Origin of the sequence: Komagataeibacter saccharivorans (genome assembly GCF_004348195.1) — a bacterium.
Lineage (GTDB): Bacteria > Pseudomonadota > Alphaproteobacteria > Acetobacterales > Acetobacteraceae > Komagataeibacter > Komagataeibacter saccharivorans.
On record NZ_CP036404.1, the window covers coordinates 1,047,498 to 1,071,579 of the forward strand.

Here is a 24,082-nt window from a genome sequence, read left to right on the forward strand (position 1 = left end):
GGCATGCGCATGATGCGCCCCCTGCCGGGCACCCTGTTTTCCGGTCGCGCACCATACGGTCACGCCGCCGGTTTGACCAGCACTACCATGCCCGCGCATCCGTTGTGCATGTGTGCGGGTTGCAACGCCGGGGCCGCCATGGTGTAGGCTGCCGCCCATGATGGCCATGCCCGGCAGACAATGCGGATAACGCGGCGCGGGCGCGGGCCGAGGAGTGGAAGCATGAAGCAGATCATTGTCGGCAACTGGAAGATGAACGGGCTGAGCGCTGATGCCGATGCGCTGGTGGACGGTCTGGTGAAGGGGCTGGGTGAACTCCCCACGCGGGCCGATGTTGTCGTATGCCCCCCCTTCACGCAGCTTGCCCGTCTGGCCCCCACCCTGAAACGGGCCGGAATCGCCCTGGGCGCGCAGGACTGCCATCAGGACAGGGCGGGCGCGCATACGGGGGACATTTCAGCCCCGATGCTGGTGGACCTTGGGGTGGAATATGTCATCCTGGGCCATTCCGAACGCCGGGGCGAACACCACGAACTTGACGAGACGGTGCGCGAGAAGGCCGTCGCCGCCATGGAGGCGGGCCTGACCCCCATCGTGTGTGTTGGCGAAAATGACGACCAGCGATCCGCCGGGGATTCGCAGGAGACAGTGGGCTGGCAGATCCAGGGGTCCCTGCCGCAGGGTTTCAGGGGCATCGTGGCGTATGAGCCGATCTGGGCCATCGGGTCCGGCACGGCGGCGTCGCAGCAGGATATTGCCGACATGTCCGCCTTTATCCGCGCGGAACTGGTGCGCCAGTTCGGGGAAGCTGGCAAAACGATCCGAATCCTTTATGGTGGGTCCGTCAACGAACGCAATGTCACCGATATCCTGCCTGTCGAACACGTGGACGGGGCGCTGGTGGGCAATGCCAGCCTGAAGGCCGATGCCTTCGTGCCGCTTGTCCGCGCCGCCCGCGCATCGTGATTGCCGCGCGGCCAGCGGGGATCAACTGGAAAGACGCATGATCACAGTTCTTCTTTTACTGCACCTGTTTGTCACCATCGCGCTGATCGGCACCATCCTGATCCAGCGCAGCGAAGGCGGCGGGCTTGGAATCGGCGGGTCACAGGGCATGGGCTCCTTCATGTCCGGCCGGGGCACGGCCACCCTGCTTACCCGCTCCACCGCGGTGCTGGGCACGGCCTTCATGGTGCTGTCGCTGGCGCTTGCGGTCATGAACCGCGGGGCGTCCACCGGCACCGGGCATGACATCCTGTCCCAGCCCCCGGCATCCTCCAGCCCCGCCAGCACCAACTGACCGGTCCGGTCAGTCCGGGCAGGACGAATGGCCCCCGTGCACGGCGCGGGGGCTTTTTTTATTTTTTTCCCCCATTCCCCATCGTAGCCTTTGCAGCAGGCGCGCAGGCAGTGTAGGAAGGCCATCCATGACGCGGTTTGTATTCATCACCGGCGGCGTGGTGTCCTCCCTCGGCAAAGGCATCGCTTCGGCTGCCCTTGCTGCCCTGCTTCAGGCCCGTGGTTATCGGGTCCGGTTGCGCAAGCTTGACCCCTATCTGAATGTCGATCCGGGGACGATGAGTCCCTACCAGCACGGCGAGGTCTTCGTGACCGACGACGGCGCGGAAACGGATCTCGACCTTGGTCATTATGAACGCTTTACCGGTGTGCATGCCACCCGGGCGGATAATGCCACCACGGGGCAGATCTATTCCGGCGTGATCGCGCGCGAACGGCGTGGCGATTATCTGGGTGCGACCGTGCAGGTCATCCCCCACATTACCGACTCGATCAAGGAAACGATCGTGGCGGATACCGAGGACCTGGATTTTGTCCTCGTCGAGATCGGGGGCACGGTCGGCGATATCGAAAGCCTGCCCTTCCTTGAATCCATCCGGCAGTTGCGCAACGACCTTGCGACTGACCAGACGATGTTCATTCACCTGACCCTGCTGCCGTGGATCGCGGCGGCAGGCGAACTGAAAACCAAGCCGACGCAGCACTCCGTCAAGGAACTGCAGAATGTCGGCATCCAGCCGCAGATGCTGGTCTGCCGCTCGGACCGGGAAATTCCCGAAAACGAACGCCGCAAGATCGCAAGCTTCTGCAACGTCCGCCCGCAGGCCGTAATCGCCGCGCGCGATGTGGACACGATCTATGCCTGCCCCATCTCCTACCATGCGGAAGGGATGGATACCGAGGTGCTGCGCCATTTCGGCCTGCCCACCACGCCTGATCCCGACCTGTCGCGGTGGGAAAAGATTGTCGACGCCGTCCGCCACCCGGACCGCGAAGTGATCGTGACGGTGGTTGGCAAGTACACCGCCCTGCTGGACAGCTACAAATCCCTGATCGAAGCCCTGCAGCATGGCGGGATCGCCAACCGTGCCCGCGTGCGGCTGAACTGGGTCGAGGCGGAAAGCTTCGAGAAGTCGGACGACGCCGTGCAGATGCTGGCCCGCAGCGACGCGATACTGGTACCCGGCGGATTTGGCGAACGCGGGTCCGAAGGCAAGATCCGCGCCGTACGTTATGCGCGCGAAAACAACATACCCTTCCTGGGTATCTGCTTCGGCATGCAGATGGCGGTGATCGAATGCGCGCGCAACCTTGCGGGCATTGCCGATGCGTCCTCCACCGAATTCGGGCCGACGGATCAGCCGCTGGTCGGGCTCATGACCGAATGGGCGCGTGGCAATGAACTGCTGCGCCGCCGCGAAGGCGGCGAGATGGGCGGCACCATGCGTCTGGGGGCCTATCCCGCCAAACTGGCGCCGGGTTCACGTGCGGCCGATACATATGGCCGCACGGACATCCGTGAACGCCACCGTCACCGGTATGAGGTCAACGTCCATTACCGCGACAAGCTGGAAAAGACGGGCCTGCGCTTTTCGGGCATGTCGCCCGACGATATCCTGCCCGAGGTCGTGGAATATCCCGACCACCCGTGGTTCATCGCGGTGCAGTACCATCCCGAACTGCTGTCGAAGCCGTTTGACCCGCATCCGCTTTTCTCCGGCTTTATCGGGGCGGCCGTGGCCAAAGCGGCGGCGAAATGATGGCGACCAGTCATACCATATCCATCGGTTCGCTGAAGGTTGGTAACGAATCCCCCTTCGTGCTGATCGCTGGCCCCTGCCAGATCGAATCGGCAAGCCATGCGCTGGAAGTGGCTGATGCGCTGCACGGGATCACCACGCGCCTTGGTATCGGGCTGATCTACAAAAGTTCGTTCGACAAGGCCAACCGTACCAGCATCAACGGTGCGCGCGGCGTCGGCATGGCGCGCGGGCTGGATATTCTGGGGCAGGTGCGTCAGCGTTATGACGTGCCGGTCCTGACCGATGTTCACCAGCCTGACCAGTGCGCCATCGTTGCCGAAACGGTGGATGTGCTCCAGATCCCGGCCTTCCTGTGCCGCCAGACAGACCTTCTGCTGGCGGCGGGGGAAACCGGGGCTGCGATCAACATCAAGAAAGGCCAGTTCCTTGCCCCGTGGGACATGGCGAACGTAGCCGCCAAGGTCGCCTCCACCGGCAATGAACGCATCATGCTGTGCGAACGTGGCTCGTCTTTCGGCTACAACACGCTGGTCAATGACATGCGCGCCCTGCCGATCATGGCGGGGACGGGTTATCCGGTCATTTACGACGCCACCCATTCGGTGCAGCAGCCGGGGGGGCTGGGGTCGTCTTCGGGCGGACAGCGGATATTCGCGCCCATCCTTGCACGTGCCGCGCTGGCCATCGGGGTTGGTGGGGTATTTATCGAAACCCATCCCGACCCCGACCACGCACCCAGCGACGGCGCGACCATGCTGCCGCTTTCGTGCATGGAAGACCTGCTGACCTGCCTGCAGCGCTATGACCAGTTGACCAAGCTGATCCAGCCGGACGAAATTATCTAAATCGATCCGTCACCAAACGGCCGCTCCGTAACAATGCGGGGCGGCTGGCGGCGTTCAAAGCGTCTCCATACGCTGGAGAATGGCTTCCCCCGCCTGCGCAAAGGCCGCCGGACTGAAACGCTGCATGACCAGATCGCGGCCAGCCTGCCCCATCGCGGCAAGCTGTTCAGGGTGACGCAAGGCTACCGCCAGCGCATCCGCCAGTTCCTGCGGGCGCTGCGGGCGTATTTTCCATCCCGTCACGCCATCCTGTACGGAGTGGCTCATCTCACCCACATTGCTGGCCAGTACGGGCAGTCCCGTATTCATGGCTTCATGCGCGGCAATGCAGAACCCTTCCCGGCGCGATGGCTGCACATACAGATGGCATGACCGCAGGAACGCGGCAGTATCCTCGACATAGCCCATGAACTGTACGTTTTTCAGATCATGTCGGACGCAGAAGTCGCGCAGGGCCGGATAATCGGCCCCTTCCCCACCGATCATGACGCGGAATGGTGGCAGATCGCCAGCAGCCCGCAACAGGACAAGGGCGCGACAGAGTATGTCATACCCCTTGGCCGTATGCAGGCGCCCCAGCGTGCCAATCCGTATCTCCTCCCCAGTTGCCCATGGGGACGCAGGCTGAATGTCAGGGCGTGTACGAAAAATCGGCCAGCACGCCAGTTCGCTATCCGCCAGTCCCAGCCTTTTACGGGTCAGTTCGGTTACGAAATCGGAATCCCCGATCCAGAGCCGGCTACGCTTTTTCATCAGCCGTAACAGCGCGAGGTTCGCGGGTTTCAGAAACGCATTATGCTGCCAGCTTACAACGGGGATGCCCTGTCGCGCGCCCACCATCTGCCCCAGTACGGTCGCCCGCGTCAGGGATGTCCAGATATGGGTCGGCCTTACGCGCCGGACCCAGCGGTCAAGTGCATGCAGGATCCGGGGGGCAGAAGCCGTATCCGCCGCCAGCACGTCGCCTATTATGCCAGCGCTGTTCATTGCGGGCACGGCACGGCCATTGCGCCGTATCAGGGCGGCAACATGCACGTCATGCCCCCGCCCCCGGCACACATCCACAATGGCCGGAATGGGCAAGGCCGCGCCACCCCCTTCAAACGTATTGATTATGTAAGCAATGCGCATATTTCTCTCGACTGCCCCTTTCAGGCTGGAGAAGAACATACCGCATTACCCGCCCGCCCATCAGGCGGCGGGGGATTTATCCTGTGACAAAAAGTAAACGATTTCACGGGCCGCGCGCTGGGCAGCAGTTTCGGGGGGCTGAGTATGGAATGTGGCCTGAAAGGCTGCTTCCTGCCGCTGCGCATATACGCGCTGCTGTTCCTGGGCCACCGCCAGCGCATGCGGCAGGTCAGCCACCCGGTCGATCACCTGCCCCATGTTCCAGTGGGCATAGTTGGGATTGCCCTGCCACCGTGCGCCATGGCTGTTGAGCAGGATGCACGGGCGCGGCTGACAGATCCATTCGTAGATCTGGCTGCTGGCATCGCCCAGATAGATGTCCGCCGCAAGCGTGTAGGACATGTCCACTGAATACGGACTGCCGGTATCGATACGGATATGGGGCAGGTTGCGTAAATGCGGGGGGATCAGCCTGCGCAGGCGCATGCGGCGGTGTTCGACCGAAATATGCATCTTCCTGCGAAACAGCATGACATGCGGAGCGAAGATCAGGTTGTATTTATCCTGTCCCGCAAACCATTCCAGCACCTCCATCCCCATATCCCACCACGAGGACAGGACGGGATCGAAATGCGGATTGTATAAAACGGTGGGCCGGTCGTTATCAAAAAAGCGCCTGCGCGTCGCCATATCCACGGTATCGAATTTGGGATACCCCACCACCGCATGATGACCATGGCGGATCAGCCGTTTTTCCAGCATCCGGTCACGTGTCTTGGTACCGGGCAACAGGACCAGATCGAAAAACCGCGTCACGTCCCGAAAGCCGATCGAACGGTCGCCAGCCCCATGGGGAAAATAGATCAGTCTGGTATCCAGCCGGAAATGGCTTTTCAGCAGGGCCGATGTCGTCTCCGGCACCACCAGTGCGTCAAAGCCTGCAAACAGGTCCACATTCTCCCGCAGATTGGCAATCCGGCGGAAGGGCACGACAGCACGGGCGACCACATTGATCGCCTTGGACAACCGGCTTATGTCAATGCGGACATACTTGATGCGGTCCGAACACGCCCCTATTGTCCGGCGTGCGTGAGCTTCCTGCTCGATTGAGGAGGTAATGACCGTTACATCCTGCCCCAGGCGGACAAGCTCGGAAACTATCGGGGCGGTATGGGAAACCTGATGGGTGCAGTCATGATTGAACAGGAACCCGATCCTGAGATTACGTAACGTCATGCCCGGACTTGTGACGTAATTTTACAAAAAAGAACAGGTATGAATCACCTGTCCCGTGCCCGTCACGCTCCCTTTTCTTTCGGAAAATACCATCCGCCGCATGGCATGAAGGGAGCAGCCATCCCTGCCCCCACGGCGTTTTTACTGCCCCCCTTTTATGCAGGCACCTTATCGCGCACGACTGCATCCCGACCGATCGCTGATATGTCAAAGGGCGTGGTCTGGTAAATCTGGTTGATCCAGTTACCCGCCAGCAGATGGGCATGACCACGCCAGCGGTTTATGGGGCGCAGTTCGGGATCGTTGCCGGGGAAGTAATTATACGGCACGGAAACGTCGAGACCCGCCGCCCGATCCCGGAAATATTCATCCGCCAGTGAGGTGGAATCATATTCAAGATGATTGAACATATGCAGCGCATGATGATCCGGGTCATCAAGCAGGCAAAGACCCGTATCCGCACTTTCTGCCAGTATGGTCATGCCACTGTGGGCCGGAATATCGGCCCGCCTTACCTCGGTCCAGCGGGAGACGGGAATGGACAGGTCATCGGCAAACCCGACCAGATAGGGTGAGGATGGAACAAGAATGCGGTGGTCATAGACACCGAACGCCTTTTCCGCCAGCGCATGCTTGGGCATGCCATGGAAATGATGCACCGCCGCCTGCGCAGCCCAGCAGATATTGAAACATCGGTGCACATGGGTCTGGGTCCAGTCAAATATCCGCCGCAGTTCGTCCCAGTATTTCACCTGATGAAAAGGCAGCCGCTCAACCGGCGCACCTGTTATGATGAAGCCGTCAAACCGTTCATCACGCACATCTTCCCATGCCCGATAAAACGATGTCATGTGATCGGCTGGCGTATTGCGCGGCACATGGCTGTTGATGCGTACCAGCGTCAGTTCCACCTGTAACGGCGTCGCCCCGACCAGACGGGCAATCTGCGTCTCGGTACAGATCTTGTTGGGCATGAGGTTCAGCAGGCCGATACGCAGCGGGCGGATATCCTGACGCGTGGCGTCGGTCTCACCCAGTACCATAACGCCCTCAGCCTCTAGCGTGCTGCGGGCGGGAAGATCATCCGGAATTCTGATAGGCATTGCGACGTCGTTCCTCCATTCAGGCAGGGACGACATGGTGGCTTGCTCCGTTTGGTTGCCGGTTCGGCCACATCCTCCCTTTCAGGAGCGCCACCTTGCCCGGAACGGCAGGTTGGCGTTGGGCGTCGCCCCAACTCTTGATGCAGGTGCGATGCTAGGCATTTTCCGCCCCGACGGCAAGCCTTTATGGCGGGACGGAGAACTGCTCCCCTCCTCCCGTAAAAAAACGGCGGTGCCTATATGTCCCCTGCCCTTACCCGCAGGACGTTACATGACAAGGGCACGAAGTCTGGCCTCCCCCCTTACATCACACCATTTCGGCTGCGCACTGGATATGCTGGCGGATGCTGTCAGCAGGCTGCGGCCTGCCAAGCAGGAAGCCCTGCACCTGATTGCAGCCAAGCGCATTAAGCTGCGCCCACTGGTCCTGCGTTTCCACGCCTTCCGCCGTGATCGGAATATCCATGCCATGCGCCAGGTTGATAATGGCCTGTATAATACTGGATGCCCCCTTTTCCGGCAGTTCACGCACAAAGGAGCGGTCAATCTTGATTTTCTGGAACCGGAAGGAACGCAGATAACCCAGCGAGGAATACCCCGTGCCAAAATCATCCAGTACGATGCCACACCCCATCTCACCCAGCTTTTGCAGGATATCACGATTGGTCGCGCTATTCTGGACGAAGATGTTTTCCGTAATCTCGATCTCAAGACGTGCCGGCTCAAGGCCAGCCTGCTGCAACGCGCTTTCAACTATATCCACAAATCGCGGATTACGAAGCTGTATTGGCGAAACATTGACCGCCACCTTCAGGTGTTCCGGCCATGTCGCGGCCTCCCTGCACGCAGCCCGCAGGACCCATTCCCCCAGATCGTGTATCAGGCCGTTTTCCTCAGCCAGACCGATAAACTGGTCCGGGGGTATCATCCCCTGCACGGGATGCTGCCACCGCGTCAGGGCCTCACATGCACAGATCCGGTTCCCCGGCATTGTGTACAGCGGCTGGAAATGAAGGGTCAGTTCGTCATTCGCAATGGCGGCACGCAGTTCGTTACCCAGACGGGCACGGGTCTGGATCTCATCGCGCAGTTCCGCATCGAATAACTGGAAACCATTGCGCCCCAACGATTTGGCGCGATAAAGTGCTATATCTGCATATTGCAGCAATGTTTCTGATGAATCCGCGTCAAACGGATACAGCGCCGCTCCAATACTTGCGCCAATAACGATATGATGGCCGTCAATAATATAAGGCCGCCCCACGGTTTCGACGATTTCGCGCGCCCGACCCTTCAGTTCAGCCTGCGTGGGGACAGCGGGCCAGATAATGGCGAATTCGTCCCCGCCCAGACGGGCGACAAGATCTTCTTCCCGACTGCATGCCCGCAGGCGAGCCGCGACAAGTCGCAACAACGCATCACCCGTCGCATGCCCATACACGTCATTGACCGTCTTGAAGTAATCAAGATCGATACATAGCAATGTTGCATTCAGCCCTTTGCGGCAACCCGCATTCAGACGTGAACTGAACAGGGCACGATTGGCCAGACCGGTCAGCGGGTCGTAATGCGCGAACTGTTCCACCTGATGCTGGGCATTACGCTGTTCCGTCACATCATCCGCAACGCATAATTCCCATCGCGGCGCATCGCTTTCATCCGTAATCATGACCCGCCGGGTGGAAACCACCCGTCTGCGGCCCTGATTGTTGCGCAGTGTCTTTTCGGCCTCTCCCTGCTGGTCCACATCCGGACGGTTAACCAGAAAATGCCCGACTTCATCTTCACAGAATATGTTGTCTACGTTCTTTCTAAGTAATAACTCCCGCCCACATCCGATCATGTGTTCAGCCGCCCGATTGACCAGAACCGGACGTTCATGCCGGATGGAACGTACGATCAGGGCAGAGGGAATATTTTCTATGATCGTATCAATAAAAAGCTTGTCGCGTAAAATCTTCCGGTTGGCCTTGCGTAATTCTTCGGCTGAATGCTTCAGGCTCGCGGCTGATGCAATTGCATTGGAATGGGAAGCACTGATCAGATCCAGCGCCGACCCCGTACCAAGATAGCGCCCGTTTTCAGTAACTATATAACCACGCAGAAGGTCAGATGCCTGCCCACGTAATGCAAGAGCCGTAAAATCGGATGATGAAACCTGCGCATCAATAATAACGGGACTTGCATCCATCAGAAGGGCAACAGGCCGCCGACTGAAAAGCGCATGTCCAAATTTCCCCGAAACCTTGAGAAAAAAAGCCTGCCTTTCCACAAGGCCCACAGGTTCGTCTTCCGTATTTATGACGGTCACAAGCAGAAGGGCTTCATCATTACGGAACAGGGTAAACAGGCACTCACCGGGGTCATCTGGCCGTACAATCGGCCCCTTCTTGGCAATATCCCCCATTGAAAGAAAACTATTACGGGTTTTCTCTACGAAGCCCACGCTCATTATTCATTTTCCACATATATGCAGCACAGATATATTATTTCTACATTTTTTTATTATTCTATCTGCCCTCTAAACATATTTACGTATCTGAAAAATAAAGTATCCCCGCATTTCGGTACATCCATGCGGGGATACAGGTAAAACATCTTGTGAACTGGAAGGTCGTTATGACTGAATTATGAAATATGCCCCGTTTTAGAAAGCGGCCTGAATACGTCCGGCGACGGAGTTTCCGTCCCGCCCGACCAGATCGTAAAGCTGGCTGTTGCGGCTGACGATGATGTGGTTGAAGTCAAGCATGAAGCGGAAGTGACGGTTGGGATACCAGTTCAGCCCCGCCGACCAGACCGTCTGCTGCCCACCACGCACGGCGCCTGCCGTGTTCAGGCCACTGTTCAGGTCCGCCACGCTGTACCGCGCGGACAGTTCCAGCGCGCCCCAGTACCCGTGCAGCGGGTCGAACACATGGTCCACACCCGGCGCCGCGAAGGCGCCTTCCTTGATGTTGTAGCTTCGGCCCTTGCCGAACAGGGTATAGTTGGCAGCGCCGTAATAACCGGAGAAGTTCACGCTCTGCTGGTTGCCGACATTGCCGCCGGTATTGTCGCCACGGGTGACGCCGATATGGTAGTATTCACCCTTCAGCACCAGCCGCTTCCAGCGGAAGCCCAGTTCGGGACCCGCCGACCAGATGCTGCCCACATTGCCCACGGTCTGGTTCAGGAACTTCGTCGTCGTCAGGTTGACTTCCGGCCCTTCGGCAAAGGCGTAGCTGCGGCCATTGCTCTTTTCCGCAACCTTGAAGGCGCTGATGGCCGACAGGCCGACATGCACGTCAATGTCCTTGGACATGTACGGGCGACCCGCGACACGGAAGGTCGCCCCCGTCTGGCTGTCCGTCACCCCGGTACCGTTACGCGTGCCATAGCTCTGCCCGGTCAGGTAACCGGCGATCCACCAGCGCTTGTCATAATGCAGGCCACCGATGCTCATGCGCGCATCGCCTGCCGCGATGTTACGCACGATATCGGTGATGGCGGGACGTTCCATCATCTCGAACTCGTTCGAGCTTTCGGAATCTTCTTCCGTCACGCGCGGCTGGAAGTAACCCGCCGTCAGGATCGTGTTGTGGAAACCGGCATAGTTGACGTTGGCTTCATACAGCGTGGTCGACCCGTCCGCCGAACCGTTGCCGAAATCCGGCGTGATGTTGGCGATCCAGTCCTTGTAACGGAACGAGATGGGAATACGCAGGCGACGGGCGTTTTCGGTCAGGCTGGAGAAATCGCCGCGGGTTTCGCCCCGGCGCGGCGACATGCCCATGAAGCCGCCGATATCCTCATGGAAGGCTAGGCCGATGGACATGGCATACATCCCGTCCTCGGACGAGATGGTGGGACGGCCACCGGGGAAGCCGATCATCATGCCCCCCATATGCACGGCCTCTTCCTTCTCGTTCGCCGCCCGGAAAGACGCCCAGGAGGACGAGACGCCACGATCCGACGGCGGGGTGCCCAGATCGGCCTTCTGCATCACGCTGCCCAGGTTTCCGCCCATGCCGCTGTCGCCGCCGATATGGATGTCCTGCGCATAGCTGTCGGGCAGCGGCTGGCCCTTGCTGGCCGCCACGCGGCGGGCCTGGGCTGCATTGGCTGCCGGGGTATTGTGCGCTTCCGCACGGACAAGGCGCTGGCGCAGCACGCTGATCTGGCCCGACATTTCACGGCGCATTTCCTGCATCTCGTGCTGCAGGGCGAGGATCTGCGCATCCGACGCGGATGCCGCATACGCCTGGTTGATCGAGGAGAGACCCCAGATGGCAGAAGAACCCAGCAGAAGCGATACAGCAGACCGGCGAATCATATTAACCATTCCGTAATGAAGGATGGGTTCATTTAGAATGGGCGCACAATTCTGTGTGTTATGTTTCCAATACAGTTTTATGAAGGATTTATGACACGCCGCGCGTACTATATTTTATAGAATATGGAATGCGCTTTTCTTTTTATTTTCATATATCTGCTGAACTGAACGGCTTTTATGATAATAGAATCCCGGTCTGATCGGTTCGGAACCACATCATTCATGTCCTGCTGTAAGAACAGGCCATAAAGCGACATTCAGTCGCAATGTTTTTTTGAAATTAGGAAGACGTAATCTTCTGAAGATCATAATATTACTACCCCTCCCTTCCAGCGACCGGTTTCCATGAAAACCTATTTTTATTCTCCTTCATATGGGGAACTGCCACAGTTTCGGCATCCATCGTTATTCTTTCCATTCGGAAATCAACTATAAATTACAATTATTTATAACCAGAACAACGTACTGGATAACGAAGCGTCGCTGCACCGCTTATCTTCCCCTGATGGTAAGAGAGCCCTAAAGCAGCCCAGATGAAGGATGCAATCCTGCCTAACGATTTTGCGCTCTGCTGCTTTGCCTTTCCGTAATGTAATATATTCACGTCTATGTGAGAGCATTGGGGAAATCGGGTGAGCCAGACATGGGGAGATTTTCAGGCCGTCGTGCAGTTATCGGCGGGCCTGAACGTAGCCATTCTCAGCTTTGTGGATATCAGTCTGCCTGCCATCAAGGAGCGTAGGCGCATCTTTAGCAAGGCGCAGCAGGAACTTGCCATGTACCGCACGGCCCCAGCAAAGCTAATCAATGCCCAGCAGCTTGAACATGACTGTCAGGTTGAGGAAATGAATGAGAAACTGTATTTATTATGGCAGGAATCTTCCTCATTCAGCAATGAAGAAGATACCCTTATTCATTATACCGGAATACTGGGATTCATCGGAGCAGCGATCAGCCTTTTTCTATTATGGTATTCAGCAGAATATTATGATGCAACAATCACAGTAACCGGACAGGTTATTATTGCCCTATCCTTCTGCTCTCTGGTTGGCGCTTTCATAATCAATTTCATGACTGCGGCACAGGCCAGTACTTTTACCAAAAAATGCAACCATATCCGGCAGGAAATGCAGCAGACGTTAGGGGGAACAACAAAGTCGGTCGTCACTTCTTCTAACCCCACCCCACAGCCACTACAGAATGCCAACATCAAAACCACAGAGACTGTCCCGAAATGAAATGAGACCTACATTTTATCTGTTCATACAGTCCATCCGGAATTGCACGCCCACTCCAAACTTCGTTGCTGTCATGGGCAGCGACATAGGATCAAAAGCCCGTTTAAGACGCTTCAAAACTGAGGTCGTACCGTAATATATATGAACGCTGCCTCCATACTTTATTTTCTTCCATCTACTTATATTATAAATTTAACTTCTGATTTCTGAACAGAATTATGATCTTATATTATAGAATTCAATAAATAGGGTTGGCATAAGCAAGCCAATAAAGGCTTGATATGTCGTATGACAGCACGTCGCCGCATCCGGTTGGTACTTGCCGCCCAAAAATGCTTTCTGGAGTATTTCGTTGCAGGCACGTCCGCGCGCAGTCTGCGGAAATCATCGGCGTCAATCGCAATACAACGATCCTGTTCTACCGAAGCTTTGGGAAATCATTGTCGGACATAATGCTCCTGAAGAAAAGATCGAAGTCGACGAGAGCCATTTCGGCGGATACCGTAAAGACAAAAGAGCCCGGGGCGCCGCCGGAAAAGTCGCCGTCTTCGGGCTTCTCAAGCGCGGTGGTCACGTCCATGCCGTGATGATCCCCGAAGCGGGAAGCGGGAAGCGGGAAGCCCATGTCGCTCATTCGAAAGAAAATACGTCCAGATCCAATCGTTTATTCAGACGTATGGCACGCCTACCGGACGATTGATATCTCTGGGTTCCTTCATGAAAAGATCAGCCACGCCAGGCGCTTCAGCAAGGGCGAAACCATATCAACGGCATCGTGGGCTTCTGGAAACAGGCGAAGCATCACTTACGTCAATACAATGGAATACCACGAAAGACTTTCATCTCTTTCTTGCCGAATGTGAGTGGTGCTTCAACAACCGTTCGCTCAGGAAACGCCAGCAAACCCTCGCGCAATGGGCCAACATCCCGTTTTTGGAGACCTCACTTAATCTCCTTCCCCATGCCAGCCCGAACAGTAATATAAAATAGAAACTGTATTACCAGAACGGGGAACCAGAACTCTTTATCGGACCTGACCATAAAAAAATCCTCCAGGACACATACCTAAACGGCCACGAATCCTGAAGGATAATAAAAATGAAATATATTTATAATATAGACGCGTTATTTATTGAAAACAGCTTTTCCTCACTCCCACTCGATTATTAATAGATAAAATTTCCTCATACAAATCAGTAACTTAAAAATTATTCACACATAAACACCATGAAAAATACCATTTTATTTGCGATAGCCCCTCTTAAAACTCAATCTTGAGCATCCGGTCTCATAGGGTTTCTCCCTTAGTTTTCTGGGCTGACCTCAAACCTTTTCATGCCCGACGATATCCATAAGTTGCTCATAGCTAGTGACAACATCATACTTGACTCGATCATGACTAACATGACGCTCAATCTCATCAAAAAACTTCCGCGCACAAGCTATTTTGGTCTTCTCGATCTCTCGGAGCTTCATTGAGGACATTGTGCCTTTGGTTTCCGCGACGAAGTAAATGTGCTTGACATGGCCTTCCTTGAAAGCAATTGCCCAATCAGGGTTATAGTCGCCGACAGGTGTCGGGATCAGGAAACCACGCGGCAACTTGGCGTAGACTACTACCTCGCTAGCAGTATCAAGTTTTTCAACGAAATCGCGTTCGATTCCGGAGTCAGTAACGACGTAGTCATAGATATGATGTTTAAGTTTGGCTGAAGCCTTGGAGAAATCTTGGCCTGTCTGGTTTGCGGTAAAGATATCCACGTTATACCGCTCGGACAGACCGTCGTAGGCGAGCCGTTCGATGATCATTGTAGCCTTTTGTTCGGCAATGATCCGAGAAGCCTCCGCAATGAAGTGCTCGGGATTCTCCTTGAACTGGCCAAACACACTGACCTGAATCCGAGTGAGAATGTCGGCCACAGTCTTACGCGTTAGCTCTGTGTTTTCAGCGACCTTACCAAGAAGGTCGTATTTCACGAGGGAATGAATGGAGCCACCGCGTTCAGTTGTTGAGTCCGTAAGAGCGAAGCCGTCACCAGCCTTTAATTGTTCATCGGTCAGTTCGTCACCTTGGATGCCGATCTGCACAGTGTATTGAAGCGGTGTGACCCGAAGCTGGCTGTCGAGCGCGTTCACGCATTTGCCAACCAGTTCGTTGGAATCGAATTCGACGCGATAGACAGCCTTCTGGTTGATTCGCCGCCAGAGTTCCTGGAACTCTTTCTTATCGAAATTGTCGTTCAGCGGATTGATCTTGGATTTCCGACCATCATCCACCTTCGGCAACTCGGCATCGCTGAATACGCTGTCGATAATCTGGAAAATCTGATCGGCGTAAGGCTTCAGGTCGTCCGGTAACGCTGGCAGCGTTCCAGCCTCTTTGGCCTCGTGGTAGGCTGGAGTTATTTGATCTGCTTCGTCCGAATAGTCGTTTTTCAACAAATAACGATAGATCTGCTTCGCCATCGCTGGCGTGATCTCGATTGGGCCCGCATCGGTTGCAATGATTTTCCCGGTGAAATAAGCCTCGGTCGCCTTCCGGGGGCGGGATGTTAGTGTGTCGGCAATCTCTTTCTGGAGACCACCGACAAAAGCCGTGTAGCTCTCGCTGGCCACGACTGTCAGCACATTGATGTCGTGGACTACAGCGGGGTTATCCATACGGTCGCCGTGCTTATCCACTGACAGGCGCAGTCCACGGCCAACTTCCTGGCGACGCGAGATCGTGTTGTCGCTGTGTTTGAGCATACACATAACGAACACGTTGGGATTGTCCCACCCTTCTCGAAGAGCCGAGTGCGAGAAAATAAAGCGGGTCGGCTCACTGAAGGATAACAGCCGTTCCTTATCCTTCAGAATCAGATCATAGGCATCCACATCGTCGGATTGTCCTTTGCTAGCGCCAGTCTTGGTGATTGCGGGATCTTTCAGATGCTTGGTTTTCTTGTCTATCGAGAAATAGCCTTTATGCGTCTTGGCCACATCGATACCCGCCAAGTACTTCCTATAATGCCGGTTATCGATCTCCAGCTCCCCTAAATATTCCGCCTTGAGAAGCTCATATTCTTCCTCAAACACGCGGGCATACTCGCCCTTCTCATCGGATCTCTTGTAGTCACGATACTTCACCACCTCGTCGATGAAGAAAAGTGACAGCACTTTGATGCCTTGGGCGAAGAGCTGATGCTCCTTATCGAGGTGCGCCCTGATTGTCTCGCGGATCTGGATGCGCCTTATGTCGCGCTCGGACACGTCTCCGGTCGCCTCGCCGCCGTGGAGCACCTGGCCATTTGTGAACTCTACCGTGTCGTTGCGGGCGTCAATCTGCGAGATGACGAAGCCATCCCGATACTGGTCCAGCTCACCGGACTCGGTAAAAAGGTCGTCCCGAAACTCTAGCCGCCTGAGCTGCCGCTTGATCTCGCCGGACTTCAGCTTGACCTCGATCTCGATACGCGCGATCGGTGCCTTCTTCGAGATGTCGATGCCTTCGAGATAGAGATAGGGATTCGTGCCGGCGAGACCGCGTGTCTGGATACCCCGCACGGCGATCTTCTTCACCAGCTTCTGGTTATAAGCGTCGAGCGCATCGAGCCGATGAACGCGATTGTGCTCGGTCCGGTGCGTCGCCGAGTAGCGGAGGATCATCAGCGGCTTGAATTTGGGAAGCGCCTCCATCGTGGCGGCGCCTTCCATCTTCTGCGGCTCATCGAGGATCAAGATCGGCCGGTTGCTGGCGATCACATCAATAGGCTTGCGCGACTGGAAATCGTCCAGCTCGTCGTAGATGCGCCGATTATCGGCGCCTCGGGCGTTGAACGCCTGGATGTTGATCACCATGACGTTGATGCCAGCGTCCGACGAAAAGCTCTCCAACTCGTGTAGCCGCCTGGAGTTGTAAATGAAGAAGCGCGCCTTCTTGCCATAACTCTCGGTAAAATGGTCGGCGGTGATCTGCAGCGATTTATGGACGCCTTCCCGGATGGCAATCGACGGCACCATGATGATGAACTTCGACCAGCCGTAGCGCTTGTTCATCTCGAAGATCGTCTTGATGTAGCAATAGGTCTTGCCGGTCCCCGTCTCCATCTCGATGTCGAGGTTGATCCTGCACCCGGCGCTGGCAACCAGCTTGTCCGAGATTGGCAGATTTTGCCCGCGCTGGACGTCCTTGACGTTGGCCAGCACCTGAAGCTCCGTCAGCGTCAGATCGGCGTTCTTGAACCCTTCCTCGAAGGCCCTCGTCTGCGCCTTCCGGCCCGGATCGATGCGGTAGGTGATCTCATTCGACATCGGCTGCCCGGCAAAGCAGTCCACGACCGCATTCACAGCCTGTGTCTGATAGGGCTGGACTTTGAATTTCAGCTTCATGGCCGCCCCCTCAGATCGACTTGACGTCGGTGCCCGGTGAGACCTGGCGGAAGACTTGCTCGACGTTGATCTTCACCGCGTCGGAAACGAAGCCATTGTCTCGGAACACGACACGCAGCGGCTCGCGGGCAGCAAGCTCCTTCACGATTTCCTCCGTCACACCCGTCTCAAAGCAGGCAACCAGCGCATTTTCGTCCACGAAAAACACGGTCTTGCCCTGTATCGTCTCGCGTCGGATCGGCAGCGTCAGGTCTACTCCCCAATCGACGAGCACCTGGAACAGCAGGTCCTCGGGGGTACGGTCGGGCTTGATGTTATCGACGGCGGTGAGCAGATCCTTCTGATCGATCTCGTCCGGGCGATAATAGACGTCCTGCATGTTGGACGTATCGACCTTCAGGACTCGGAAGCCGACATCGCGATTCCAACCTGGATCGAAAGTCTCCGATAACACTGCTGCCCCGGCCTGTCTCACGCGTTCTTTCGACACTTCAGACAAGACCAGCGGTCGACCATTTCTCTTGATGAGCTTGATCGCGGCCTGCACCGTCTTCTTTGCAGTTCCTGTAGTCGAGGCCTCTGCCTCCTGCAAGTCTTCGGGGAGCTGCACCATGATGAAACGATGATTAGTTCCATAGGTGGCATTGGCCCGGAAGACAGCTTCGGCGGTACTAGCCGATCCAGCAAAGAAGTCCATCACGAGGGCGGAACGATCATTTGGAGTCACGTATTCGATCAGCTTTGCCAACTCATCGTGATCCTTCGGGTTGGTGAAGACCTTGGCCCCCATGAGCTTACGCAGGTATTTTACAGAGACTTGAGATTGCTTGTAGAAATACGACCCGCGAACCTGGGTGGCGAAATCTGTTTCCTCTTCGCTATCGTCATCAGTATCATTCGAGTCGACTTGGTTTCCATCCGCCTCTTCGGGGATAGGTCGAATGTGCGCCTTCCTTAACGGCGGCTGGGTATGGTCTTCGCGGAATTCGACGAGCCCGACCTTAATTTGCCTCTGCATCTCCTGGGAGGTCGAATATCTCCAGCCCGCTTCGGGGACTTCGCAGGGAAGCCCTGTCACTGGGTGGATCACATCATATCGCGGCCCATCTCCACCGGGCCAAGAGATATCGCGGTCTCGCCACGGACCGTTTTCATCGACCCGCTTGTACCGCGCCCACCTCTTTGCAGGATGGCCCTTCGGCAGGTCGGAGTACCATTGGGAAAGGTCAGCCTCGATCGCCTTGAAGTTATCACCATGAACTTCGCGCAACCTGACAAATTCGGCCCAGATATCGCGCGCACCGGGCTTCTCTTCCCGCCAAATTTCTTGCTTCTCGCGTAGCTGCGTCACATTCTTAGCGAAAACCATCATGTATTCGTGACCAACGGAAAAGAACTTTGCATCGTTCTTTCGGCCTTTCTCCCAGACCAGTTGAGCCACGAAATTTGTCTCGCCGAAGACCTGATCCATCAACTTACGGAGCGCGGCCTGTTCGTAATCGTCGATGCTGACGAGGATAATCCCATCATCCTTCAAGAGCCTCTTCGCGACCGTCAGACGCGCATAGATCATCGACATCCAGTCCGAGTGATATCGACCGCGCGTATCCGGGTTCGCCACCAGACGCCCGCCTTCGGCAGTTTTCTCCCCCGCGTCGATTTCGAACTGCTCTTTGCCTGCGGTGAAGTTGTCCCGGTAGATGAAGTCCTTCCCAGTATTATAGGGAGGGTCGATGTAGATCAGCTTCACCTGACCGAGATAGGTTTCCTGTAGCAGTTTCAGGGTCTCAAGGTTGTCGCCCTCGATGAAGAGGTTCTTCGTCGTGTCGAAGTCAACGCTTTCGTCCTGTGCAGGTCGCAAGGTTTTTGAGATGGGAGAGTTCGCAGTGATCAAAGCCTGACGTTTTCCGGGCCAATCCAACCGGTACCGCTCTTGTGGCCCTTCGACGATGCGGTCGCTCAGCTCTTGGCGGAGCTGATCGAAGTCTACGGCTAGACGCAGGTGACCCGTAGCCTCGTCGCGCGCCTCGGTCACGCAGCCGGGGAACAGGTCGCGGATCTTCGCGATGTTCTCCTGGCTCAGGTCAGGGCTGTGCATCTTCAGCTTGTTCATCGTCTTTCCTTACTCATTCCTCGCGGCGATGACGGGAGCTGCACCGGATAGGCGCTCCAGTTCCTGCCGTGCGGCGCGCAGCTCGGCATTGATCGCCACGCGCTTGTTGAACTGCTTCTCGCGGGCCAGGCGGGCCTTGATCCGGTCCACCTCTCGCGTTTTGGCCCGGATCGCCTCCATCCGCGTCACGCGCGTCTGGATATCCTCTACGATATGCTCTGCCTCGGCGACGGCCTTTGGCATCAGCGCCGTGAGGAGGTCGTCGTAGAGGCTACCAAGGTTGAGCGCGACCGGCAGCGGCCGGCGCGCCGCGTCGTCAGGCGCCCAATCGGTCGAGAAATAACCGCTGACAACCCACTTGGCGGAATCGGCATCGCTTGGCCGCTTGAAGGCGGCCACGGCCTGCCGCTTGCCCGACCAGCTGAGCTCGAACATCAGCGGGAACGGGATCGCCCGGTCGATCGCCCGCAGCACCTCTTCGTCGAGCTTGCCGGTGCGCAGGCTGATGCCGAAAACCTGGATCTCGCTGACGGCCTTCGACGCCGCGAGGTTTGTGGTCTCCGGCGCCAGCTTGTACTTCCAGACGATCTGATCGACCTGGGTGACGAACAGGTCCCGGAGCGCCGTGCCGACGCCGGCATGCTCATAGATGCGGGTTTTGGGGACAACGCGGCCGAAGGCGGCGGCCTTGGGATAGTCGAAGAAGGCTGCCGTCATGCGGCCTCCTCCTCGATCACAAGGAAAGCGATCAGTTCGAAATCATCGAGCCCTACGATGGCGTGGACCAGCGCCGTGGTCCGCCCGCCGCTGAACAGGCTGTCGATGTCTTTCTCTTCCTTCACCTCGATCATCGAGCGGATCGCCGCACTCAGCAGCGCGGAGCAATGCTCCATCTTGCGACCGTCCTCTGTCCGCTCGTTGAACAGCTGGCAGACCACCCGGATCGGTTCCGCCTGACCCTTGCAACTCGTGCGGATCAGGTCGAGCAAGCGTTTCACCTCGGTGTGGTCGATGATGACCCCACCGTCGTGACCGACATAGACCAGGTAATAGGGATGCAGCCGGTTCTGCTGGTTGATGTTCACGCTGTCGTGAATGTTCTTCAGCGCGAAGATCACACCGGGCTTCAGCCCGAGCACCGGCTGCGCCGGCACCACCGCATGCATGCCGTTGGGCAGATGCTCGAGGTCGCCGTGCTCCTTGATGTAGTTCAGAAGGTCCATACGGAAATCGTTGAGGCCGAGGTCCGTGATGGAGATCCCGGTCCGCACGTCCTCCAGCTCAATCACCTCTTCCTGGAGCCGCTTGAGTTGCTCCTTGCGGTAGGCGATGTCGCTACTCTTGGCGGTCAGCACATTGTCGTCGCCGGTCGCCGTGACATCGGCAATCATCATACGGTTTTCGACACGCTCCTTGAGGTTGATGTACTCGTCGAGCGAGATGTCAGGCCAGTAGTTGACGAGCTGAATTTGCGAGTTCGGCGATCCGATACGGTCGATACGTCCGAAGCGCTGAATAATCCGCACCGGGTTCCAATGGATGTCGTAGTTGATCAGATAGTCACAGTCCTGAAGGTTCTGGCCTTCCGAGATGCAGTCCGTGCCGATCAGAATGTCGATCTCGCTGGTCTCGTGCGGAAGTACCAGATGCTTCTCCTTCGAGCGCGGGGAGAACAGCGTCAGGACCGACTGGAAATCGTAGCTTTTCTTCAGCGTGGTCTTCGACGCGTCGGAACCTGTCACCAGACCGGAATTAAGCCCGTGAGATTTCAAGAAGGACAGCTTCAGGTTGGCATAAAGGTATTTCGCCGTGTCAGCGAAGGCAGTGAAGATAAGTACCTTGCGATTGCCGGAGTTTAGCGGCTCATCCACCTTGCGGGTGATGATGTCCTTGAGGTGCTGAAGCTTGGCGTCGTCGTCGGGACCGACCTTGTCCATCGACGCAATCAGATCGCCGATCAGGGTGAGGTCGGCCTCCAGATCATGCTTCCACGACGGCAGATCCATGTCCGCAAGGTTGATTTTGATCTTCCTGCCAACCGTGAAATCATCGAGCCCGTTCAGCTCATCGTCATCCGTATCGAAGCCGGGATCACCGAGATGGTCGGTGACAGTCGCCGAACCGCCGGTCCGTTCGAAGGTCGAGATCGCATCGAGCGTCTGGGAAATATTCCGGCTAAGCGCGCGCAAGGTGAGCCGGAACGCTTCAACGGAGCTTTCCAGCCGCTTGAGCAGGTTGGTGGTCATAAGAGCCTGAAGGCTCCGCTCGCGATCAGCCTGACGCAGCTTGCCGCGTCCGCCCTCGACTTGGGTGTCGTAGATCTCTTCGTATTTGCGCAGCCGGCTCGGCAGGATGTAGCTGATCGGGGCGTAGACAGCGAGCTTGAGCACCGACAGGTGACTGAAGATGTCATTGAGCCCGAGAACGTCGGGCCGATAGGTGATCGGGCATTGATAGGACAGCGGCTTTCGGCGTTGCGGGAACTTGCCGATGTCCTTCGTGTCGTAGAACGTTTCGATATGCTTGCGTGACCGGGCGATCGTCACCGCGTCGAGCAATTCGAAGAAATCAAAGTCGAGCGCCTTGAGGATGGCAGCAGCCGTTCTATCCTGCGGCGGAAGCTCGGACCAAGCATTGAACGCCTTCTGAGCGCGCCGAAATATCTCCTCGACCCCAGTCTTGGTCTTGAGGTGCCGGCTCAGATTTTCAGACTCGCCTTCGTAGGCAAGGGCAAGCTGATTGCGCAGGTCATTGAACCGATTATTCACTGGCGTCGCCGAGAGCATCAGCACCTTGGTCTTCACGCCTGAGCGGATGACTTTGTTCATCAGCTTCTGGTAGCGCGTCTCCCGATCTTTGAAGACATCGTTATTCCGGAAATTATGTGACTCGTCGATGACGACGAGATCGTAGTTGCCCCAATTCACCCTGTTGAGGGGGATACCGAACGACTCCCCCGAGGTGCGGGAAAGATCGGTGTGGCACAGGACGTCGTAGTTGAAGCGGTCCTTGGAGAAAATGTTGGTTGTCAGATTGGTGTTGTAGTTCTGCCAGTTGTCCGCGAGCTTCTTTGGGCAAAGCACCAGAACCGAGCGATTGCGCAACTCATAGTATTTGATCACAGCGAGCGCGGTGAAGGTTTTTCCAAGGCCGACGCTGTCTGCCAGAATACAGCCGTTGTGCATCTCCAGCTTGTTAATGATGCCGGTCGCCGCGTCGCGCTGGTAGTTGAACAGCTTGTTCCAGACGAGACTGTCTTTATAGCCGGTCAGATCGTTTGGCAGCGCGTCCTGATCGACCTCTTCGAGAAAGTCCTGAAAGATGTTGTAAAGGATGTGGAAGTATATCCGCTCCGGTGAATTCTCCTGATAGACGGACTCGATGTGATCGCAGATAGCGGCCGTTACATCGCTAACCTTCTCCTCGTCGTTCCATATCTGATTGAAGAGCTGAAGGTAGACTTGGGTATGGGCCGTATCGCCGATACGGGTCACGAGGTTCGAGACGGCGTCACCCTTTTGGTAGCCCAGGTCGACGGCTGTGAAGCCGCTGATCGGCATGTAGGCGACGTCACCGGCTTCCGATCCCGCATGGATGAACTGCTGCATGGGCGCCTTGGTCGTGTTCGACTTGAAGCGCGCCTTCTTTCGAATCCACTCGGCGCATTCGCGGGCAACCGCGCGCTGCGTTAGCTTGTTGCGCAACTGAATCTCGAAATCGGTTCCGTAAAGCCCCCGCTCGCGCACTGTCTTGGGGATGAAGAACTCTCGCCGCTCCTTGCGCAGACGATCGGTCATTTCCATTGGCACAAATGTCGGCGCGGTGAAGATGAACTGGAAGCTTTCGACCCTCGACAGCTCCGATTTGAGAGCCTCGAAGGCGTAGATCGAGAAGCACGACGCCGCAATCTTCAACCGCGAGCGGCGCCCTACTGTCGCCTTCAAATCGTCACCGAGGAGTAGCGAGGTGTTATCGACAAGTTTCATTGCGCTTTATCCGTGTCGATCGCGGAACTGCTCCGAGGGGCAATAACTCCAACGTGCTTGTAAAGCGTAGTGCGGGACACACCATAGCGTCGGGCTACGTCGGCAACCTGGATGGCTGGATCACGAAGGAGTGCCTTAATCTCTCGCACCTGCTTCTCTCCCAGCTTCGGTTTGCGACCACCCGCGCGCCCTCTAGCGCGCGCTGCCGCCAAGCCGGCATGAGTCCGCTCGCGGATTAAGTTGCGTTCGAACTCCGCAAGGGCCGCAAAAACATGGAAGACAAGTTTGCCTGCCGCACTGCCCGTTTCGATTTTCTCAGTCACGCTTTCGAAGCTGATGCCGCCACGTTCGAGATCGGCTACGATTTGCACCAGGTCGTGGAGGCTGCGACCCAGCCGATCTAGGCGCCATACCACGAGCGTATCCCCAGCCCGCAGCGCCTTGCGACACTGCTCAAGCTCGGGCCTTATAGCGCTCTTGCCGCTCGCGGCTTCTTCGTAGATGACGCGGCAACCAGCGAGCTGAAGCGCGTCGCGCTGCAGATCAAGGTGTTGGTCTTCCGTGGAGACCCGAGCATATCCGATACGCTGATTCATTAACAGAACCGAGACATTGAAAACTTAACGGGTATATTAACCCGCTGAGCCCTTTGGGGCTAGCCTGCGGCATCTCTTTTCCACAT

Annotated in this window: 16 protein-coding genes, 1 pseudogene and 1 riboswitch; of the genes and pseudogenes, 6 read left to right on the forward strand and 11 right to left on the reverse strand. The window is 56.7% G+C overall.

The genetic code is table 11. The annotated features are described in order from the left end of the window. Positions 1-59: 59 nt before the first annotated feature. A complete protein-coding gene (locus KSAC_RS17235) occupies positions 60-224 on the reverse strand; it encodes a hypothetical protein (protein WP_162900459.1) in 165 nt (54 codons plus the stop codon). Between KSAC_RS17235 and tpiA the strand changes: the two genes are divergently transcribed. The 4 genes from tpiA to kdsA all read left to right on the forward strand — a co-directional run bounded on the left by tpiA (position 223) and on the right by kdsA (position 3,907). Further along, on the forward strand, positions 223-966 hold the full coding sequence (tpiA, locus tag KSAC_RS04745; protein ID WP_110548025.1) for a triose-phosphate isomerase: 744 nt from the start codon (positions 223-225) through the stop codon (positions 964-966). The two genes, KSAC_RS17235 and tpiA, sit on opposite strands and share 2 nt — an antisense overlap. A 37-nt stretch (positions 967-1,003) precedes the next feature. After that, a complete protein-coding gene (gene secG / locus KSAC_RS04750; protein WP_102323404.1) occupies positions 1,004-1,300 on the forward strand; it encodes a preprotein translocase subunit SecG in 297 nt (98 codons plus the stop codon). 127 nt (positions 1,301-1,427) lie between these two features. Continuing rightward, a complete protein-coding gene (locus KSAC_RS04755; RefSeq protein WP_132304497.1) occupies positions 1,428-3,059 on the forward strand; it encodes a CTP synthase in 1,632 nt (543 codons plus the stop codon). Next, positions 3,059-3,907, forward strand: coding sequence for a 3-deoxy-8-phosphooctulonate synthase (kdsA, locus tag KSAC_RS04760; protein WP_102324169.1), 849 nt, complete (start codon positions 3,059-3,061; stop codon positions 3,905-3,907). The genes KSAC_RS04755 and kdsA overlap by 1 nt, the downstream gene beginning before the upstream one ends. Positions 3,908-3,961: 54 nt before the next feature. Here the strand turns inward: kdsA and KSAC_RS04765 are convergent, their stop codons facing one another. From KSAC_RS04765 to KSAC_RS04785, 5 genes are all read right to left on the reverse strand, one after another. Next, positions 3,962-5,038, reverse strand: a complete 1,077-nt coding sequence (locus KSAC_RS04765; RefSeq protein WP_132304499.1) for a glycosyltransferase family 4 protein — start codon at positions 5,036-5,038, stop codon at positions 3,962-3,964. Between the two features lie 60 nt (positions 5,039-5,098). Then, a complete protein-coding gene (locus KSAC_RS04770) occupies positions 5,099-6,274 on the reverse strand; it encodes a hypothetical protein (RefSeq protein ID WP_118963087.1) in 1,176 nt (391 codons plus the stop codon). A 155-nt stretch (positions 6,275-6,429) separates the two neighbouring features. Beyond that, positions 6,430-7,377 (reverse strand): homoserine O-succinyltransferase, encoded by a 948-nt coding sequence (locus KSAC_RS04775; protein WP_118963086.1) that lies wholly within the window; start codon positions 7,375-7,377, stop codon positions 6,430-6,432. 41 nt (positions 7,378-7,418) lie between these two features. After that, a riboswitch (SAM-I-IV-variant riboswitch) is annotated at positions 7,419-7,526 on the reverse strand. A 158-nt stretch (positions 7,527-7,684) separates the two neighbouring features. Beyond that, positions 7,685-9,829, reverse strand: coding sequence for a putative bifunctional diguanylate cyclase/phosphodiesterase (locus KSAC_RS04780; protein WP_243705316.1), 2,145 nt, complete (start codon positions 9,827-9,829; stop codon positions 7,685-7,687). A gap of 195 nt (positions 9,830-10,024) precedes the next feature. Further along, positions 10,025-11,692: an OprO/OprP family phosphate-selective porin gene (locus tag KSAC_RS04785; protein ID WP_132304501.1), complete on the reverse strand. Its 1,668-nt coding sequence runs from the start codon at positions 11,690-11,692 to the stop codon at positions 10,025-10,027. A gap of 632 nt (positions 11,693-12,324) precedes the next feature. Here KSAC_RS04785 and KSAC_RS04790 point away from each other — a divergent pair. Then, positions 12,325-12,930 (forward strand): hypothetical protein, encoded by a 606-nt coding sequence (locus KSAC_RS04790; protein WP_243705317.1) that lies wholly within the window; start codon positions 12,325-12,327, stop codon positions 12,928-12,930. Between the two features lie 288 nt (positions 12,931-13,218). Further along, positions 13,219-13,920 (forward strand): annotated as a pseudogene (locus tag KSAC_RS17770) (IS1595 family transposase). Positions 13,921-14,253: 333 nt separating this feature from the next. Here KSAC_RS17770 and KSAC_RS04800 read toward each other — a convergent pair. The 5 genes from KSAC_RS04800 to KSAC_RS04820 are packed head-to-tail and all read right to left on the reverse strand — an operon-like array spanning position 14,254 to position 23,996. Beyond that, positions 14,254-17,301 (reverse strand): type III restriction-modification system endonuclease, encoded by a 3,048-nt coding sequence (locus tag KSAC_RS04800; protein ID WP_132304503.1) that lies wholly within the window; start codon positions 17,299-17,301, stop codon positions 14,254-14,256. A gap of 10 nt (positions 17,302-17,311) precedes the next feature. After that, positions 17,312-19,414 (reverse strand): site-specific DNA-methyltransferase, encoded by a 2,103-nt coding sequence (locus KSAC_RS04805; protein WP_132304505.1) that lies wholly within the window; start codon positions 19,412-19,414, stop codon positions 17,312-17,314. 9 nt (positions 19,415-19,423) lie between these two features. Beyond that, positions 19,424-20,131, reverse strand: a complete 708-nt coding sequence (locus KSAC_RS04810) for a DUF4391 domain-containing protein (protein WP_132304507.1) — start codon at positions 20,129-20,131, stop codon at positions 19,424-19,426. Beyond that, positions 20,128-23,400 (reverse strand): helicase-related protein, encoded by a 3,273-nt coding sequence (locus KSAC_RS04815; RefSeq protein WP_132304509.1) that lies wholly within the window; start codon positions 23,398-23,400, stop codon positions 20,128-20,130. Before KSAC_RS04815 ends, KSAC_RS04810 begins: the two co-directional genes overlap by 4 nt. Then, positions 23,397-23,996 (reverse strand): recombinase family protein, encoded by a 600-nt coding sequence (locus KSAC_RS04820; RefSeq protein WP_132304511.1) that lies wholly within the window; start codon positions 23,994-23,996, stop codon positions 23,397-23,399. Before KSAC_RS04820 ends, KSAC_RS04815 begins: the two co-directional genes overlap by 4 nt. Between the last annotated feature and the right edge of the window lie 86 nt (positions 23,997-24,082).